This window comes from Aeromonas sp. CA23, assembly GCF_002587065.1.
Lineage (GTDB): Bacteria > Pseudomonadota > Gammaproteobacteria > Enterobacterales > Aeromonadaceae > Aeromonas > Aeromonas bestiarum.
In genome coordinates this window covers 1,868,493-1,886,864 of record NZ_CP023818.1, presented here as the reverse complement: position 1 = coordinate 1,886,864, position 18,372 = coordinate 1,868,493, and the positions used below count along the sequence as shown (strand labels likewise).

The following is an 18,372-nucleotide window of genomic DNA, read 5'->3' as shown; positions in this document are numbered from 1 at the left end:
CCCATTGGAAATAGCCATGCTGGCGACTCGCAGGTTGCCAACCCCCCTCAAACTGGAGAAAAAACCATGAATCAGCTCAGCCATCAGATCCAGCTGCTGCGTCGCCCGGTCGGTATGCCCAGCCTGGCCGACTTCACCCTGGTCGAGGTCGCCCTGCCCGAGTTGCAGGAAGGGGAGGTGCGGGTCACCAACCAGTGGCTGTCGGTGGATCCCTACATGCGCGGTCGCATGAGCGACGCCAAGAGCTATGTGCCCCCCTTCACCCTGAACGGCCCGCTCGATGGCGGCGCCATCGGCGTGGTGGAGGCCTCACGCCACCCGGACTTCACGGTGGGCGACCGGGTGAGCAGCATGCTGGGCTGGCGCGACAGCTTTGTCGCCAATGGCGCCCAGCTGACCCGCCTGCCCGACACCCGCTTGCCACCCCAACTCTTTCTCGGCGCCCTCGGCATGCCGGGCATGACCGCCTGGACCGGGCTCAACCGCATCGCCAAGCTGCAGGCCGGTGAAACCGTGCTGGTATCGGCCGCCTCCGGCGCCGTCGGCTCCATGGTGGTGCAGCTCGCCAAACGGGCGGGGGCTCGTGTCATCGGCTCCACCGGCTCGGCCGACAAGGTCGCCTATCTCAAGACGCTCGGTGCCGACGAGGTGATCAACTATCGCGAAATTCAGGATCTCGATGCCGAGCTGGCGCGGCTCGCCCCGGAAGGGATCCACGTTTACTTCGAGAACGTGGGGGGCGCAGTGCTGGACGCAGCCCTCAACAACATGGCGGTGCACGGTCGCATCGTGATGTGCGGCCTCATCGAGCAGTACAACAGCAAGGGCGAGGCGAGCGGCCCGCGCAACCTATCCCAGATGATCCGCAAGCGCCTCACCATGCAGGGGCTCATCGTATTCGAACACTGGCAGCACTACGGCGAGTTTCTGGCCGAGGTGACTCCCGCCTTCGATGCCGGTGCACTGCAGGCCGAGGAGACCGTCAGCGAGGGGCTGGCCAGCATGCCGCAGGCCTTTATCGGGCTGTTCGAGGGACGCAACACCGGCAAGATGCTGGTCAGGCTGGACTAAGTCTCTCCCCCTCATACCGGCAAGGCAGTTGGCCAAGCAGGATTCAATCCCCTGTTTGATCGCCAGTCAGCCACTTGCACAGCGGGCCCATCCGACCTAAGGTGGGCCCGTTTTTTATGGCCTGTCTCGTCTTTGCAAGGAGCTTCTATGTCTACTCCCTATCCCCGTGTCGGAGATGCTGACGTCATCTTGACCAGACAGGTCTCTCTCTCATGGTGATACCACAGCAAGGAGCTTATATGTCAACCACTCCCTATCCCCGCGTCGGTGTCGGCGTCATCTTGACCAACCGTCAGGGCCAGGTGCTGCTTGGCAAGCGCAAGGGCAGCCATGCCCCCTACTGGTCCATCGCCGGCGGCCATCTGGAACTGGGAGAGAGCTTCGAGTCGGCGGCGATCCGCGAAGTGGCCGAGGAGACGGGTTTTCGGATCAGCAATCCCAGCGTCATCGCCGTCACCAACAACCTGGAAACCTGGCGCGAGAGCGGGCTGCACTACATCTCTGTCACCCTGCTGGCCCAGGTGGAAGGAGAGCCGCAACTGCTGGAGCCGGAGAAGTGTGAAGGCTGGATCTGGTGTGACCCGCACAATCTGCCGGAGCCTCACTTCGATGCCAGTCGCCAATCGATAGCCTGCTGGCTCGCCGGTCGTTGCTATCTGCCACAACCAGGTCAGCCGATGGAGTGATCATTGCCTGCCGGCTGACAAGGTGCGGCTACCTGCCAGCAGCCCCCTGATTTGTCATAAAAAAAGTCACCGCTTTGTCATATCATCGGGGTCGATGATGACAACGAGGGGGTTACCAGGTGGGGCAGGTGTTTATTCAGTTTTTATGGTTGGGCTGTGTCAGCTTCGGCGGACCCGCCGCCCATATCGGCTATTTCCAGCGCACCTTCGTCGAGCGGCTGGGCTGGCTGACCCAGGCCGAATTTGCCCAGTTGCTGGCGCTGTGCCAGTTGCTGCCGGGCCCCGCCTCCAGCCAGCTCGGCTTCGCCATCGGCCGCCAGCGGGCCGGGCTCGGTGGGGCACTGGCCGCCTTTATCGGCTTCACCCTGCCCTCCTTCCTGCTGTTGCTGGCCGCCGCCATCGGGGTGGGGCAACTCACGGCCAACGTCTGGCTCGATGCCGCCCTGCACGGCCTCAAGCTGCTGGCCCTGGTGGTGGTCGCGGATGCGGTACTCACCATGAGCCGCCAGTTCTGCAAGACGGCGCTGGCCCAGGGGATCATGGTGGCGACCGCCGCCGCGCTCTGGTGGCAACCCGGCCTGCTGACCCAGCTCGTCATGCTGGCGGGGGCCGCCCTGCTCTGTGCTCGCGTCGGGGCGCCGCAAGTACCAGGCCCACAACCCTCGCTCGCTCAACCAATGCCTCTGCGCCAGCCCCACTGGCCCACCCTGCTGCTGTTTGCCCTGTTGTTTGTCGGCCTGCCGCTGCTGGCCACCGACACTGCCAGCCAGCTGGTCGCCGACTTCTACCGGGCGGGCAGCCTGGTGTTTGGCGGCGGCCACGTGGTGCTGCCCCTGCTGGCCGAAAGCGTGGGCCACAGCCTCAGCCAGCAGCAGTTTCTGACCGGCTACAGTCTGGCCCAGCTGGTGCCCGGCCCCATGTTCACCCTGGCGACCTATCTCGGCGCTCAGCTGCTGCCAGCCACACCGCTGGCGGGTGCCCTGCTGGCGACCCTGGCACTGTTCCTGCCCGGCTTTCTGCTGTTGTGGGCCCTGGGGCCCTGCTGGCAGAGCTGGCTGGCCCGCCCCCGGCTGGCAGGGGCCGTGACCGGCATCAACGCCGCCGTGGTGGGTCTGCTGCTGGCCGCTCTCTATCAGCCGGTCTGGCAGAGCGCGGTACAGGTGCCGACCGATCTGGCGCTGGCCGCCGTCGGCTTCTATCTGCTGCGCGTCATCAGGCTGCCCATACTGGCGCTCGCCGGACTGCTGGTAGGGGCTGCCATGCTGCTGGCCTGACGGGCCAGGCGCCATAAAAAACGGCGCCCCTGTTGGCAGGGGCGCCGTTTTTTCATGTTCAAGCTGGTTGTTCAGGCCTCGGGATCGAAATCCAGACTCAGGCTGTTGACGCAGTAACGCTGACCCGTCTCGGTCGGCCCGTCGGGAAAGACGTGACCCAGGTGGGAACCGCATTGGCTGCAGGTGATCTCCACCCGTTTCATGCCGTGACTGCCATCTTCGGTGTAGGTCACAGTGCCCTCGATGGCACGATCGAACGAAGGCCAGCCGCAGCCGGAGTCAAACTTGGCCTCTGAGTGAAACAACACGCTCTTGCAGCAGACGCAGACATAATCGCCACTCTTGCGGTTGTGGAGCAGGGCGCCGCTGTAGGGCTGCTCGGTACCCTTCTCCCAGCAGACGCGAAACTGTTCCGCACTCAGCTTGTTGCGCCACTGCTCAGGATTCTTGTTGCTCATACCGACTCCTTGCCATTTATCACGGCGCCCAGCATACCCAGTCAGGCCGCTTTGCTCTACCCCGCCAGCGGGAACTGTGATCCGGTTGGCAACACGGCAGCAACATCCGGCATGGCGACCACCCCCTCTTCGGCCAGCGCCACCGCCGTCAGGGCGACCCGCTCCAGCAACTTGAGGGAGTGGGCCCGGCCCACCGCCACCTGACGCTTGATGTCATCGGGCAGGAACGGCAGACCGTCGTTGGTGGCCGTGTCTATGGTCTGGATCCACTCCAGCCCCTCCCCCGGCGGTGGCAGGCGGAACTGGATGTCGTAGTCGCTGGCGTTGAACAGCACGTACCAGCGCTCCCCCTCGCACAACTGCATGCCGATATCCATGGCAAACGCCTGCCCCATGGGCGCGTGCCAATCCTGATCGGTGAGCTGATGACCATCCGGGTGATACCAGTTGACCTGATGGCAGCTGGTGGGCGCCCCGTTCCAGCTGTCATCGCTCAGTTGCAGATTGGCGAAGACGGTCGATTCCGCCCGCAGCGCCATCATCTGCTGGGTGAAGGCGAGCAGCCGCTCGTCTTCCGGCCGCCACTGCCAGTTGACCCAGCTTATCTGGTTGTCCTGACAGTAGGCGTTGTTGTTGCCCAGCTGGCTGCGGCCCATCTCGTCCCCGGCCAGGAAGTGCGGCGTACCCTGGGAGAGCAGCAGGGTGGCGATCAGGTTGCGCTTCTGCTGCTGGCGCAGGTTGTTCACTCTGGGATCGAGCGTCGGCCCCTCCACACCGTGGTTGTTGGAGAGGTTGTTGCCGTGGCCGTCCCGGTTGTCCTCACCATTGGCCTGATTGTGGCGCTGGTTGTAGGAGACCAGGTCCTCCAGGGTGAAGCCATCGTGATAGCAGAGGTAGTTGACGCTGGTGTGGGGCGCACGCCAGTTCTTGGGGAAGAGATCCCGCGATCCCACCAGCCGGGTGGCGAAATCCCCCATCTTGCCGGCATCACCGCGCCAGAAGGCGCGTACCGTGTCGCGATAGCGGTCGTTGATCTCCAGCCACTGGCTCGGGAACTGGCCGAGCCGATAGCCGAACGGCCCTATGTCCCAGGGCTCGGCGATGAGCTTGACCCGTGCCAGCACGGGATCCGCCATCATGGCCTTGAAGAAGGCCCCCATGGGATCGAACTCGCCTGCCTCCCGCGCCAGGGTCACCGCCAGATCGAAGCGGAAACCGTCCACCTGCATCTCGGTCACCCAGTAGCGCAGCGCATCCAGCACCAGCCGCAGGCTGTTGGGGTGATCCAGGTTGACGCTGTTGCCACAGCCGGTGACGTTGGCGTGACGACCGTAGTCGGGGCCGTGAGCACCCGCCTCGAAGGCGTAGTAACCCGCGTTGTCGAACCCCTTGAACGACAGCATGGGGCCGTCAAAACCGGATTCGGCTGTGTGGTTGTAGACCACGTCCAGTATCACCTCGAGCCCGGCCCTGTGCAGCTCGCGCACCATGGTCTTGAACTCGGTCACCGCCTCCCCCGCACCGTAGCGTGGCTCGGGGGCGAAGAAGGCGATGGGGTTGTAGCCCCAGTAGTTGGTGAGCCCCAGCTGCTCCAGCCTGGGCTCGGACATGAAGGCTGCCACCGGCATCAGCTGCACCGAGGTGATGCCGAGGGACTTCAGATGCTCGAGGATGAGCGGGTGACAGATGCCGAGGTAGGTGCCGCGCAGCTCGCTCGGCACCCCCTGATGCTGGCGGGTGAAGCCCTTGACGTGGGTTTCGTAGATGACGGTGCGCTCTGACGGGATGCCGGGCTTGCCTACCCCCTGCCAGTCGAAGGCGTCATCCACCACCACGGACTTGGCCACCATGGCCGCACTGTCCCCCTCATACAGCTTGTCGTCCCAATGGGTCGCCCGGCTGAGCGCCCTGGCATAGGGATCGATCAGCAGCTTCTGCGGATCGAACAGCATCCCCTCCTGGGGTGTGCCATGCACCCGATAGCCGTAACGCTGACCGGCCTTGATGCCGCGCACATGGCCGAAGCGATACTGGCCACGGCGGCCGGGCAGCACCAGCCGGGCCAGCTCCTGTTCCTGCTCGTCGAACAGGCAGAGCTCCACCTTGTCCGATTGCGGGGCCCAGACGCAGAAGTGACAACCCGTCTCATCGAGCAGGGCACCCAGCGGGTGGTCCTGCCCCTTTTCCATTGCAAACATCAAGACTCCTGTTTGATGAACAAGGTCGCGAGCGGCGGCAGATCCAGCACTATGCTGTGCCCCATCCCCTGCCAGGGAGTCGGCTCGGCGACGAAGACCAGACCCACATCATAGTTGCTGCCCCAGTAATGCTCGCTGTCGGTATTGAGCACCACGCGATAGCGGCCGGCGGCCGGCACGCCGAGTCGGTAGGCGATGCGCGGCACAGGGGTAAAGTTGCAGGCCACCATGACAGGATGGGCCCCCTGCTTGTCGGCCCGCAGCCAGGCAAAGACACTGTTGTCGGCGTCGTTGTGATCCAGCCAGCGGAAACCGGTCTGATCATAATCGGCCTGATACAAGGCAGGCTCATGACGATAGAGATGGTTGAGATCGCGGATCAACCGCTGCTGACCGCCGTGCTTGGGGTACTGCAGCAGGTGCCAGGGCAGCTGGGCGTCGTGATTCCACTCGTTGCTCTGGGCTATCTCTGTGCCCATGAAGTTGAGCTTCTTGCCCGGATGGGCATACATGAAGCCCATATAGGCGCGCAGATTGGCCGATTGCTGCCACTCGTCGCCGGGCATCTTGTAGAGCATGGAGTGCTTGCCGTGCACCACCTCGTCGTGGGAGAGCGACAGGATGAAGTTCTCGTCATAGTGGTACACCATGGAGAAGGTCATGTCGTTGTGGTGATAGCGGCGGTGAATAGGCTCTTTCTGCATGTAGGTGAGGGTGTCGTGCATCCAGCCCATATTCCACTTGAAGCCAAAGCCGAGGCCACCGAGGAAGGTGGGACGAGACACGCCGGCAAAGGCGGTGGACTCTTCGGCTATGGTCATGGCGTGGGGGTACTTGCCGTAGACCTCTTCGTTGGTCCACTTCAGCAGACTGATCGCCTCATAGTTGTGGTTGCCACCGTCGACGTTTGGCACCCACTCGCCGGCATTGCGCGAATAATCCAGATAGAGCATGGAGGCGACCGCATCAACCCGCAGGCCGTCGATATGGAACTTGTCGAGCCAGAACAGGGCGCTCGCCACCAGGAACTGGCGCACAGTATTGCGGCCGAAGTCATAGATGTAGGAGTTCCAGTCCGGGTGCCAGCCACGGCGCGGATCCTCGTACTCATAGAGCGGCGTGCCGTCGAAGCGGGCCAGGCCGTGGGCATCGGACGGGAAGTGAGCCGGCACCCAGTCCAGGATGACGCCTATGCCGGCCTGGTGGCACTGGTCGACGAAATATTTGAAGTCGTCGGCGCTGCCGTAACGGCTGGTGGGAGAGAACATGCCCACCGGCTGATAACCCCAGGAGCCGCTGAACGGGTGCTCCGAGACCGGCAGCAGCTCTATGTGGGTGTACTCCATCTCCTTGATGTAGGCCACCAGATCCACCGCCAGCTCACGCCAGCTCAGGCTGTCACCGTTGGGGTGGCGCTTCCAGGAGCCGACGTGCAGCTCGTAGATGGAGAGCGGCTGATCCCGCTTGTCATTCTGCTGGCTCTCGCGCCAGGCGGCATCCTGCCACTGGTACTGCTCGTGGTCGTAAACCACGGAGGCGAACGACGGATACTGCTCGCAATAGAAACCGACAGGGTCGCTCTTGTGGGGCAGCCGATGTCCGGCCGGATCTTTCAGTTCAAACTTGTAGCGATCCCCGGCCTTGAGGCCCGGCACGAACAGCACCCAGTGACCGCACTGGCTGCGCTGCATGGGGTGACGACGGCCATCCCAGAAGTTGAAATCGCCGATCAGGCTCACTGCGGTGGCGCTCGGCGCATAGACGGCAAAGCGCACCCCTTCCACCCGCACGCCAAGGTGCTCCACGCTGCGCAGTTGCGCGCCAAGCGTGTGGTAGATGTTTTCAGGCTGGGAGGTCAGTTCTGCCAGACCGGCCCAACCCGCATCCTGAAACTGGTAGGGGTCGACAAACTCGGCGTTGGCATCGGGATAGTCGGCAAGCAACTGGTAGGGAAAGGGATTCTTGCGGCGGGTGAAAACAGTTTCAAAAAGGCCCGATTCATCGGTGGGTGCCAGGGTGGCAACGACTTTGCCCGACTTGAGATCCCTGACGCGCACCTCGAGGGCATCCGGCAACCAGGCGGTCAGTTTGAGGCCAGGCCCATCCGGGTTGGCCTGCAGGCCTAAATGAGAGAAGGGATCGGCACAGCGGGCAGCAACCAAACGTTCAACGAGCATCGAGATTTCCTTTCATAGCTGAGCATCCGCTCCGGCCAGGGCCGAAGCGGATGTAAGTGAGTCACGTTTTGTCGGCAGTGGCTCAACGACTGGCCTCATCACGGGCCTGGCTCATCTTGCCTGCCAGCGCCTTGAGCGCTTCATTGGCAAAAATATCCTCCAGATCGGTGGACAGCTTGCGACGCCAGTTGGGGTATTCATAACTGGTGCCCGGCACGTTGACCGGCTTGTCCATCTCCAGCCAGTCTTCCAGCTGGGTGCTGAACAGGGCACAACTGCCGCGGGACATATGCAGTTGCAGCCCATGGTTGAGCTCGGTGTTCATGCCGACCCAGTTCACGTCATGACTGACGCTGTCAGAGATGACCCCATGAGCGTGCAGGCTGTCGAGGATCCGCTGTTTTGCCTGGTGGCGATCAGCATACAGGGTCTTGAGCACGTCTTCATCCGGATACAATCCCAGCTCGCGGCCCAGCGCCAGATCGTCGCAATGCCAGAAGCCCTTGAGGGTCGGCATGTCGTGGGTGGTCAGGGCCGACATCGCCTGCTCGGTGTAGTGAGCGGGAGAGATGAAGCCGCCGTCGGCCTTGGAGCGCTCGAAGAAGAACACCTTGTAGGAGTGGACGCCGTTCTCTTTCAGGGTCACGTCTATGCCTTCCGGCACAGTCCCCAGATCTTCACCGATCAGCAGGCACTGATTGCGGTGGGATTCGAGCGCCAGGATCCCCAGCAGATCGTTGACCGGATAATAGACGTAGGCCCCCTTGGCGGCAGACTCTCCGGGCGGCACCCACCACAGACGCAGCAAGGCCATCACGTGGTCGATGCGCAGCGCACCGCAGGAGCGCATGTTGGCGCGGAACAGATCCACCATGGGCTGGTAAGCCGCCTCAAACAGCTGGTTCGGGTTCATGGGGGGCAGACCCCAGTTCTGGCCGAGCGGGCCCAGAATATCGGGCGGCGCACCGACCGAGGCTTTCGGGCAGTAGAGATCCCGGTTGGCCCAGATCTCGGTGGAGCCTTCGGAGACGCCGACCGCCAGATCACGGTAGATCCCCATCACCATGCCGGCGGCCTTGGCGCGGGCATCGGCTTGCGCCAGCTGCTCATCGGCCAGGAACTGCAGGTAGAGATAGAAGTTCACGTCCTGCTGGTGCGCGGCGACCCAGGTGGCCACCTCGGGGTTGTGGTAATCGCGGTACGCATCGGGCCATACCGGCCAGCCCCAGGCGTTTTCGCCCTTGCCATAGAAATGGGCCTGCAGGGCATCGAAGGCCGCCTGCTGTTGCAGACTGTCGCCACCGGCCGCCACGAAGGCATCGAAGCCGGCCTGGCGCTCGGCACTGAAACTGGCCTGGTCGAACACCTGACGCAGCATGCCGATCTTGGTCTCGATGACGCCGGTGTAATCCACGTTGCTCTTGGCGCGCAGCTCGGCCAGGTGCTGCTGGAAGGCCGGATTGGCCACCTCAGCCTTGAGCCGATCGTTGGCCAGAAACTCGGGCACGATCTCCACGTTGATATAGGCCACATTGAGCCAGCGACGGGAAGAGGGGCTGTAAGGGCTGGCACTCTCGGGATTGGCCGGATAGAGGGCATGAATGGGGTTCAGGCCGACGAAGTGGGCTCCCCAGGCGGCCGCTTTCTCGACCAGCTGGCCAAGATCGCTGAAATCCCCCATGCCCCAGTTGTGGCGGCTGCGCAGGCAGTAGAGCTGCACGCTCGGGCCCCACACCTTGCGGCCTTCGGCAATCGGCGCCTGCTTGTAACAGGATTTGGGCGCGACTATGAGACGCATGCTGGCGAGCGGCTCGTCGTTGCCCTCCTCCAGCAGGGTCAGCTGGTGATAACCCAGCTCGGGCTGCGCAGCCAGCGCCACGCGATAGGCCTGGCACTCCATCTCTTCGAACTCGGCGACACCGACCAGCTCACCCTCGATGGGGGTGAGCTGGCCGGACAACACAGTCCCCTGTTCCAGCACGAGCTGCCAGGTGAGGGCGTCATTGACGAAATCGATGGGCAGACGGACTTCGAGGGTGATGGGCTCACCGCTGCGGACCACCATCACGGGATCCAGCGCGCGCAACCAGTGCTGGCGATGCTCCTGCTCCAGCTGCTGCGTCAGGGCGACCTCGTCATCGACGCGGTAACCCATGGCGCCCAGCATGGCGGCCTTGCTCTCTTCGGATACCTGGGCCGGGTGGCCCCAGGCATCAACATACTCGCTGGCGATGCCTTTGGCGGCAGCCAGCTGTTCAATCAGGGTGGTCATAGTTTGAGAATTCCCGCTGTGGATTCTATCTATACTATTTTGATTAATTTTTATGGGTGGTACTTGAACAGTGGCTTTTCGGCCATGCTAAACCGCGCACATTTTTACACATCTGTCTGGCTGGTTGTGTGACAGAACAGGCACTATTGTTGATCTCCATGACGCGAACCAGCCGATGACATTTTCGACAAAAGTTGGTAGTCAGTTACATAAACCGAAAATAAATTTCACAGTTTTTCATGATATAGCGCAATTTCAGACAGATTGTTGGTTGACTCACGGGGGAGTTCTAGTAAATTTACAAACGGAATTTTCTTTGACTACTGAACAGTTAGGTAACCAAATATGACTATCAAAGTAGGTATTAACGGTTTTGGCCGCATCGGCCGTTTCGTCTTCCGTCTGGCCGCTGAGCGTGCTGACATCGAAGTGGTTGGTATCAACGACCTGATCGACGTTGACTACATGGCTTACATGCTGAAGTACGACTCCACTCACGGCCGCTTCAAGGGCACCGTTGAAGTCAAAGACGGCAACCTGGTTGTCAACGGCAAAACCGTACGTGTTACCGCTGAGCGTGACCCGGCAAACCTGAAGTGGGATGCCATCGGTGTTGACGTTGTTGCCGAAGCCACCGGTCTGTTCCTGGACGACGCCACTGCTCGCAAGCACATCGCTGCCGGCGCCAAGAAAGTGGTTCTGACTGGCCCGTCCAAAGACGCTACCCCTATGTTCGTCATGGGTGTTAACGACGCTACCTACGCTGGCCAGGACATCGTTTCCAACGCTTCCTGCACCACCAACTGCCTGGCCCCGATCGCCAAGGTTCTGAACGATACCTTCGGTATCGAATCCGGCCTGATGACCACTGTCCACGCTACCACTGCTACCCAGAAGACCGTTGATGGTCCGTCTGCCAAAGACTGGCGCGGTGGCCGCGGTGCGGCTCAGAACATCATCCCGTCCTCTACCGGTGCTGCCAAGGCTGTTGGCGTTGTTATCCCGGAACTGAACGGCAAACTGACCGGCATGGCTTTCCGCGTACCGACTCCGGACGTGTCCGTTGTTGACCTGACCGTCAACCTGAAGAAAGCCGCTACCTACGCTGAAATCTGTGCAGCCATGAAAGCAGCCTCCGAAGGCTCCATGAAGGGCGTGCTGGGCTACACCGAAGATCAAGTGGTTTCCACTGACTTCCTGGGCGAGCGTCAGACTTCCGTGTTCGATGCCAAAGCCGGTATCGCACTGAACGACAAGTTCGTTAAAGTTGTATCCTGGTACGACAACGAAATGGGCTACTCCAGCAAAGTTCTGGACCTGATCGCTCACATCTCCAAGTAATTTGGGATGCGCAATCAAGTAGCTTGAAAAAGGCGGCCATTGGCCGCCTTTTTGTATTCTGGATCGTGGATTTTCCGACCCTCTCTTCTGAATGTGCGCGAGCACAGGAGTCCTCATGCAACCGACACGCTCTCTGACTGCCCACTGTACCCTCAGCCACAATGCGGCTGGCCAGCCCCTGCTCTCCATCGACAATGGCGATGCCAAGGCGGAGATCAGCCTGTTTGGCGCCCACGTGCTGTGCTACCAGCGCCACGGCGAACCCGCCTCGATCTGGCTCAGCGACAAGGCCGTGCTGGATGGCAGCAAGCCCATCCGCGGCGGCATTCCCGTCTGCTGGCCCTGGTTCGGCCCGGCCCCCGCCCGTGTCGGCAGCGGCAAACCGTCCCACGGCTTCGCCCGCACCAGCCTCTGGACCCTGGACGGCGTCTCCGATCATGGCGATGGCACGCTCGTCCATCTGTCTCTGCGTGACAACGAGGCGACCCGCACCCTCTGGCCTCACCCCTTCGAACTGGAACTGGATGTACTGGTCGGCAAGGAGCTCTCGCTGGTGCTGACCACCCGCAACACGGGCAAGGCCCCCATCGCCTATAGCGCAGCCCTGCACACTTATCTGCAGATTAGCGCCCCGGAAGCCGTCAGCGTGACCGGGCTGGGCGAGCCTTACGCCGACAAGCTGACCGGCCAGGATGCGCAGCAACAGGGCGCTCTGGCGCTCACAGCGGCCATTGATCGGGTCTACCACCAACCCGAGGCCATGATCCGGGTTCAGGATGGCGATCGCACCACTCAGGTGGTCAGCGGCAACCACGACAGTATCGTGGTCTGGACCCCCTGGCTGGAAGGCGCCACCGCCATGGCCGACATGAGCAACGACGGCTATCGCACCATGCTCTGCGTCGAAGCAGCCATCACGGCCGAGGCTGGTATCGTCATAGCGCCGGATGAAGAGCACAGCCTCTCTACCGTGATCCTCTGATCTGCACGGCACCCATAACGAAAGAGGGCACCCAACGGGTGCCCTCTTCACATCTCATGCCCCAATGGATCAGGCATTGCCCTGGGTCTTGAGCCTGAGCTCGGCGGCAAAGTCCAGCATGCGATCCAGCGGGATCAGCGCCTTCACCCGCAGGGCTTCATCCACCAGGATCTCGTGACGCTCGGCGCCATCGGTCAACGCCTCCTTGATCGCCACCAGGCCGTTCATCGCCATCCAGGGACAGTGGGCGCAGCTGCGGCAGGTGGCGCCATCGCCACCGGTCGGTGCCTCGACCATCTCCTTGTCCGGACAAGCCTGCTGCATCTTGTAGAAGATGCCGCGATCGGTCGCCACTATCAGCTTCTGCTGGGGCAGCTCTTTCGCCGCCTTGATCAGCTGACTGGTGGAACCCACCGCATCGGCCAGTTCGATGACGGAAGCCGGGGATTCCGGGTGCACCAGCACGGCCGCATCCGGGTTCTGCTCCTTGAGTTCGCGCAGGGCACGGGCCTTGAACTCGTCATGGACGATGCAGTGGCCCTGCCAGCGCAGCATCTGGGCTCCCGTCTTCTTCTCGATATAGGCGCCCAGGTGTCTGTCCGGGCCCCAGATGATCTTGTGACCCTGGCTGTCGAGGTGCTCGACTATCTCAAGCGCGATGCTGGAGGTCACCACCCAGTCGGCCCGCGCCTTCACCGCCGCCGAGGTATTGGCGTAGACCACCACTATGTGGTCGGGGTGGGCATCGCAGAAGGCCGAGAATTTATCGATGGGGCAGCCCAGATCGAGGGAACACTCCGCCTCCAGGGTTGACATCAGCACCCGTTTGTGAGGGCTCAGGATCTTGGAGGTCTCCCCCATGAAGCGCACCCCCGCCACTATCAGGGTCTGGGCGGCGTGATCCCGACCGAAACGGGCCATCTCGAGGGAGTCACCGACGAAACCACCGGTGGCCTCGGCCAGCGCCTGGATCTCGGGATCCGTGTAGTAGTGGGCAACCAGCACGGCCTTACGCGCTTCAAGCAGTGCCTTGATGTCTGCGATCAGGGTCGTTTTCTGCTCGGCGGTCAGCGGGGCCGGTTTGACCGGGAACGGGTAGTCCATCTCGACCACCGGAGGGATATTGCTCAGTGCATTGCTCATTGCGACTGTTCCATCAAGGCTCGGAAAGGCAAAAATTATAACCAGAAGCTGGCCACAAACCCATCAACAAATCGGGTGGTACGCAAGTGTCCGAATATACTCAAGTAATTCGTTGTCATTCTTGCCAAAAGGAGTTGTCGAATGAAACAACGCTCGCTCAAAACCAAGCTGCTGCTGCTCACCATGGGACTCTTCCTGTTCAGCGGCATCGCCATGACGCTGATACAATCCTCCTCCCTGCAATCCCTGCGCAGCAACATAATGAGCCAGACCCGCCAGGCGCTGGAACAGGAGGTCTCCCGCACCCTGCAGTTCCAGGCCGAGCGCTACGCTGTGCAGATAGCCGCCTTGCTGCAGCAGTCCTATCAGGTGCCGCTGGGAATAGCCGCCCAGCTTGAGGGCAGCATGGCCCAGCCGGATCGCATCCTCTCCCGCCCCCAGGTCGAGACCCTGCTGGGCAGCCGCTTGCAGCAGGCGAGCGGCATCAGCTCCATCTATGCCCAGTTTGAGCCCAATAGCTACGATGGCCAGGATGCCGCCTGGCCGTCCGGCGCATCCCACTCAGTCCCCAGCAAGGGCAGCCTGGAGATCTACTTCGTTCGCGATCAGGGCGGGAAAGTGTCGCAACAGCAGGTGGATGCCGCGGCCAGTGACGCCAAATACGATACCTCGGTCAATGAATTCGGCATTCGCAACAGCGAGTGGTACCTGTGTGGTCGCGATACCCGCCGCCCCTGCCTGATGGAACCCTACCTCTACGAAATCAGCCCGGGCAACAAGGTGTTGATGACCAGCCTGACGGTTCCCATCCTCAAGGAGGGCAAGTTCGTCGGGATCACGGGTGTCGATATGAATCTGCCCATCTTCCAGCAGCTGGCAGAAAGCCTGGGCAAAAGCCTGTATGACAATCAGGCCGACGTGACCCTGGTCAGCAAGCTGGGGCTCATCGTCGGCAGCAACCGTTACGCCGACAAACTGGGTCGCCCGTTGACGGAGGCAGGGCTGACCGCGCCAACCGGACAAACGCGGGATACCGACACCGATTTCATCTTGCAGCAACCGGTGCGGATCGAGGCGGCCGATACCCAGTGGTGGCTGATGATCAAGGTGCCCAAGGCGCTGGCACTAAGCCAGGCCAACACCATCAGCAACCAGCTGGGCGACCTGCTGCAAGCCGCCCAGCAGCAACAGCTGATTGCCGTCACCATCATCACCCTGCTGGCGCTAGGGCTGCTCATCTGGTTTATCCAGACCATCACGGCCCCGCTCTCGCGCATCAGCCGCCACGTCGCCCACCTTTCCAGCAACGAGGGGGATCTGACCCAGCAGATGCAGGTAGACACTCATCAGGAGCTGATCGAACTGGCCGGCCAGCTCAACGCCTTTCTTGGCAAGCTGCGCGGCATGGTGCAGGGCAGCAAGCAGATTGGACAGCAAGTGCGCCAGCAGGCACAGGGGATGAAGCAGACGGCCGATACCATGCGCACCAGCCTGGATGAACAGAGCATAGAACTGGAGAGCGTGGTCAGTGCCATGCATCAGATGAGCACCACTGCGGTCAGTGTGGCGGGTTATGCGGAGCAGGCGGCCCAGGAGTCGGAGGCCGCCACCCATCACATCAACACGGCCCAGCAGACCCTGAGCCGCGCTCGCACCGAGATCCATACCCTGGTCGAGGACATGCACCAGGCCGACAAGGCGGTGGCCCAGGTGGCCCAGCGCAGCACCAATATCAGCCGCATCCTGGATGTGATCAGGGCCATCGCCGAGCAGACCAACCTGCTGGCACTCAATGCAGCGATAGAGGCGGCGCGGGCGGGAGACATGGGACGAGGTTTTGCGGTGGTGGCAGACGAAGTACGGGCGCTCGCCACCAAGACCCGCGAGTCCACCGACGAGATAGGCCAGCTCATCGGCAGCCTGCAAACCGAGGTGAGCAGCAGCCAGCAGCTGATGAGCACAGGCATCACCCGCTCGGCCAGTACGGTCGAGGGTACGGAGCAGGCCTTCGAGGCGCTCAACCGGGTGGTCGCCCAGATCCAGCAGATCCACGATCACATCAGCCAGGTCGCCACGGCGGCCGAGCAGCAGAGTGCCGTCAGCGATACCATCAACCAGAACCTGATGCGCATCGGTGATGCCGCCACCACCCTGGGGCAGGAGGCCAGTGCCAGCCATCGCCTGAGCGAGGAGCTGGAGCAGGCCTCGGGCGCCCTGGCAACCCAACTGGATCGTTTGAGAACCTGATGAGAAACAGCCATAAAAAAAGCCCGCATCGTTGCGGGCTTTTCGATCTGGTGGTCGTTACTGGGATCGAACCAGTGACCCCCTCCTTGTAAGGGAGGTGCTCTCCCAGCTGAGCTAAACGACCTGGGATTCTTGAAATGATGGTGGGTCGTGCTGGATTCGAACCAGCGACCAATTGATTAAAAGTCAACTGCTCTACCGACTGAGCTAACGACCCATCTAAATCATTTCTTACAAACTTGGTGGTCGTTACTGGGATCGAACCAGTGACCCCCTCCTTGTAAGGGAGGTGCTCTCCCAGCTGAGCTAAACGACCTGGGATTCTGAAATGATGGTGGGTCGTGCTGGATTCGAACCAGCGACCAATTGATTAAAAGTCAACTGCTCTACCGACTGAGCTAACGACCCATCTAAATCATTTTTTACAAACTTGGTGGTCGTTACTGGGATCGAACCAGTGACCCCCTCCTTGTAAGGGAGGTGCTCTCCCAGCTGAGCTAAACGACCTGGGATTCTGAAATGATGGTGGGTCGTGCTGGATTCGAACCAGCGACCAATTGATTAAAAGTCAACTGCTCTACCGACTGAGCTAACGACCCATCTAAATCATTTTTACAAACTGGTGGTCGTTACTGGGATCGAACCAGTGACCCCCTCCTTGTAAGGGAGGTGCTCTCCCAGCTGAGCTAAACGACCTGGGATTCTTGAAATGATGGTGGGTCGTGCTGGATTCGAACCAGCGACCAATTGATTAAAAGTCAACTGCTCTACCGACTGAGCTAACGACCCATCTAAATCATTTTTACAAACTGGTGGTCGTTACTGGGATCGAACCAGTGACCCCCTCCTTGTAAGGGAGGTGCTCTCCCAGCTGAGCTAAACGACCTGGGATTCTTGAAATGATGGTGGGTCGTGCTGGATTCGAACCAGCGACCAATTGATTAAAAGTCAACTGCTCTACCGACTGAGCTAACGACCCATCTAAATCATTTTTTACAAACTTGGTGGTCGTTACTGGGATCGAACCAGTGACCCCCTCCTTGTAAGGGAGGTGCTCTCCCAGCTGAGCTAAACGACCTGGGAAACCTTGTTGCCAGATTGGTGGGTCGTGCTGGGTTCGAACCAGCGACCAATTGATTAAGAGTCAACTGCTCTACCAACTGAGCTAACGACCCCCACCTTCTGCCTGGCACTGTTCGCCTTCGGCAAACAGTTTCAACTCTACTCACAAAACTGGTGGTCGTTACTGGGATCGAACCAGTGACCCCCTCCTTGTAAGGGAGGTGCTCTCCCAGCTGAGCTAAACGACCTGGGAATTCTGTCTCCACCTGGTGGAGAAATGGTGGGTCGTGCTGGATTCGAACCAGCGACCAATTGATTAAAAGTCAACTGCTCTACCGACTGAGCTAACGACCCTCACCACGACCAGGACCGGATGCAATACTGCACCGGCTCTGACGGCGGCCTATATTACGGATTTATCATCCTGGCGCAATAGAAAATTCTCAAATTCAATCTGATTGTTCACTGCGCATACAAAGCGGGGCCGTATTTACAAGACTGTTACGAAAACAGTGACATACGGCAATGCTACAACTTGCTCAGACTCTGCTTGGCCAACTGGGCCGGCGAGGTGTTGGGATAGCCCTTGATCACCTGTTCATAGAAGGTCTTGGCTTCCGCTTTCTTGCCATCGAGCTGTGCCAGCATGCCCAGCTTCAGCAGCGCATCGGCCCGCTTGGGAGACTTGCTGAACTTGTTCGCCACGGTAGAGAACTGGGCCGCGGCACCGGTTCTGTCACCCTTGTTGAACAGCAGCTGGCCGAGCCAGTAGTGGGCATTCGGCACATAGCCCGAGCTTGGGTACTGCTTGATGAACCCTTCGAAGGCGGGAATGGCCTTGTCGTAGTTCTTGTCCTTCAGCACCATGTTCACGGCCGCGTCGTAGGCCTGATTCTCATCCAGATTGGCGGAGTAGTTGGCCGCAGCAGCCGGGGCTGCACTCGCACCGGCCGCCGGTGTGGCGGGGGCTGCGGCAGGCTGGCTGTTGGCCACCTTGTCGAGCTCCTGGTAGAGCTGGCGCTGACGCTCTTGCGACTGCTCCATCTGGTAGGTTTGCTGTTCCAGCTGGCCGCGCAGTTCGGAGACCTCCCCTTGCAGGGAATCCACCTGTTGCTGCAACTCGGCCTGCAGGCGCAGACGGGCATTCAGGGTGCGCTCCAGCAAGGCGACCCTGTCTTCCAGGCTGCCTGTGGGCATGATGGCGCCATTGTTGCCGCTGAGGGCCACGCCACCACCGCCACTGAGATCGCTCACGGGCGCAGCCGCCTGAGCGCTCAGTGCAACTAACACTGACATCACAAGAGTTGCTTGCTTGTACACAGATTTCATTCGGATCAAACCTTAGCGTTTAGTGCAAATAAAACGGCCATCGCAATAGTCGCTTGCTTATACACAAATTTCATTCGGATCAAATCGGTAGCCTCTGTGTATATAAAACGGCCATCGCAATAGTCGCTTGTT

Annotated in this window: 12 protein-coding genes and 14 tRNA genes; 6 read left to right on the top strand and 20 right to left on the bottom strand. The window is 60.9% G+C overall.

Annotation, left to right across the window (positions count from 1 at the left end; genetic code table 11):
* Positions 1-66: 66 nt before the first annotated feature.
* From CK910_RS09015 to chrA, 3 genes are all read left to right on the top strand, one after another.
* Positions 67-1,071, top strand: coding sequence for an NADP-dependent oxidoreductase (locus tag CK910_RS09015; RefSeq protein ID WP_098982358.1), 1,005 nt, complete (start codon positions 67-69; stop codon positions 1,069-1,071).
* Between the two features lie 239 nt (positions 1,072-1,310).
* Positions 1,311-1,757, top strand: coding sequence for a nucleotide triphosphate diphosphatase NUDT15 (locus tag CK910_RS09010; RefSeq protein WP_098982355.1), 447 nt, complete (start codon positions 1,311-1,313; stop codon positions 1,755-1,757).
* 119 nt (positions 1,758-1,876) lie between these two features.
* Positions 1,877-3,031, top strand: coding sequence for a chromate efflux transporter (gene chrA / locus CK910_RS09005; protein ID WP_098982353.1), 1,155 nt, complete (start codon positions 1,877-1,879; stop codon positions 3,029-3,031).
* A gap of 71 nt (positions 3,032-3,102) precedes the next feature.
* Here the strand turns inward: chrA and msrB are convergent, their stop codons facing one another.
* The 4 genes from msrB to malQ form a co-directional block, all read right to left on the bottom strand.
* Positions 3,103-3,489 (bottom strand): peptide-methionine (R)-S-oxide reductase MsrB, encoded by a 387-nt coding sequence (gene msrB / locus CK910_RS09000; RefSeq protein ID WP_098982350.1) that lies wholly within the window; start codon positions 3,487-3,489, stop codon positions 3,103-3,105.
* 56 nt (positions 3,490-3,545) lie between these two features.
* Positions 3,546-5,687, bottom strand: a complete 2,142-nt coding sequence (glgX, locus tag CK910_RS08995; RefSeq protein ID WP_098982347.1) for a glycogen debranching protein GlgX — start codon at positions 5,685-5,687, stop codon at positions 3,546-3,548.
* Positions 5,687-7,864, bottom strand: a complete 2,178-nt coding sequence (glgB, locus tag CK910_RS08990) for a 1,4-alpha-glucan branching protein GlgB (RefSeq protein WP_098982344.1) — start codon at positions 7,862-7,864, stop codon at positions 5,687-5,689. Before glgB ends, glgX begins: the two co-directional genes overlap by 1 nt.
* A gap of 82 nt (positions 7,865-7,946) precedes the next feature.
* A complete protein-coding gene (gene malQ, locus CK910_RS08985; RefSeq protein ID WP_172955276.1) occupies positions 7,947-10,136 on the bottom strand; it encodes a 4-alpha-glucanotransferase in 2,190 nt (729 codons plus the stop codon).
* 345 nt (positions 10,137-10,481) lie between these two features.
* Here malQ and gap point away from each other — a divergent pair, with 345 nt between their 5' ends.
* Together gap and CK910_RS08975 are read left to right on the top strand one after the other, a co-directional pair.
* Positions 10,482-11,477 (top strand): type I glyceraldehyde-3-phosphate dehydrogenase, encoded by a 996-nt coding sequence (gap, locus tag CK910_RS08980; RefSeq protein WP_043138590.1) that lies wholly within the window; start codon positions 10,482-10,484, stop codon positions 11,475-11,477.
* A 115-nt stretch (positions 11,478-11,592) separates the two neighbouring features.
* Positions 11,593-12,459 (top strand): D-hexose-6-phosphate mutarotase, encoded by an 867-nt coding sequence (locus CK910_RS08975; protein WP_098982338.1) that lies wholly within the window; start codon positions 11,593-11,595, stop codon positions 12,457-12,459.
* A 69-nt stretch (positions 12,460-12,528) separates the two neighbouring features.
* Here the strand turns inward: CK910_RS08975 and nadA are convergent, their stop codons facing one another.
* A complete protein-coding gene (nadA, locus tag CK910_RS08970) occupies positions 12,529-13,602 on the bottom strand; it encodes a quinolinate synthase NadA (protein ID WP_172955275.1) in 1,074 nt (357 codons plus the stop codon).
* Positions 13,603-13,743: 141 nt separating this feature from the next.
* Here nadA and CK910_RS08965 point away from each other — a divergent pair, with 141 nt between their 5' ends.
* Entirely contained in the window at positions 13,744-15,849 is a 2,106-nt protein-coding gene (locus CK910_RS08965) for a methyl-accepting chemotaxis protein (protein WP_098982335.1), read from the top strand.
* 48 nt (positions 15,850-15,897) lie between these two features.
* On the opposite strand, the gene CK910_RS08960 is transcribed toward CK910_RS08965, so the two are convergent.
* The 15 genes from CK910_RS08960 to ybgF form a co-directional block, all read right to left on the bottom strand.
* Positions 15,898-15,973, bottom strand: a tRNA-Val gene (locus CK910_RS08960).
* 17 nt (positions 15,974-15,990) lie between these two features.
* A tRNA-Lys gene (locus CK910_RS08955) sits at positions 15,991-16,066 on the bottom strand.
* A 23-nt stretch (positions 16,067-16,089) separates the two neighbouring features.
* Positions 16,090-16,165, bottom strand: a tRNA-Val gene (locus CK910_RS08950).
* Between the two features lie 16 nt (positions 16,166-16,181).
* A tRNA-Lys gene (locus tag CK910_RS08945) sits at positions 16,182-16,257 on the bottom strand.
* Positions 16,258-16,280: 23 nt separating this feature from the next.
* A tRNA-Val gene (locus tag CK910_RS08940) sits at positions 16,281-16,356 on the bottom strand.
* Positions 16,357-16,372: 16 nt separating this feature from the next.
* Positions 16,373-16,448: transfer RNA gene (locus tag CK910_RS08935), tRNA-Lys, on the bottom strand.
* Between the two features lie 21 nt (positions 16,449-16,469).
* Positions 16,470-16,545 (bottom strand) — tRNA-Val (locus CK910_RS08930).
* Positions 16,546-16,562: 17 nt separating this feature from the next.
* A tRNA-Lys gene (locus tag CK910_RS08925) sits at positions 16,563-16,638 on the bottom strand.
* Positions 16,639-16,659: 21 nt separating this feature from the next.
* Positions 16,660-16,735 (bottom strand) — tRNA-Val (locus tag CK910_RS08920).
* A gap of 17 nt (positions 16,736-16,752) precedes the next feature.
* Positions 16,753-16,828: transfer RNA gene (locus CK910_RS08915), tRNA-Lys, on the bottom strand.
* Positions 16,829-16,851: 23 nt separating this feature from the next.
* Positions 16,852-16,927: transfer RNA gene (locus CK910_RS08910), tRNA-Val, on the bottom strand.
* A gap of 21 nt (positions 16,928-16,948) precedes the next feature.
* A tRNA-Lys gene (locus CK910_RS08905) sits at positions 16,949-17,024 on the bottom strand.
* Positions 17,025-17,083: 59 nt separating this feature from the next.
* Positions 17,084-17,159 (bottom strand) — tRNA-Val (locus CK910_RS08900).
* A gap of 30 nt (positions 17,160-17,189) precedes the next feature.
* Positions 17,190-17,265, bottom strand: a tRNA-Lys gene (locus CK910_RS08895).
* A gap of 174 nt (positions 17,266-17,439) precedes the next feature.
* A complete protein-coding gene (ybgF, locus tag CK910_RS08890) occupies positions 17,440-18,240 on the bottom strand; it encodes a tol-pal system protein YbgF (protein ID WP_043142335.1) in 801 nt (266 codons plus the stop codon).
* Positions 18,241-18,372 lie beyond the last annotated feature (132 nt).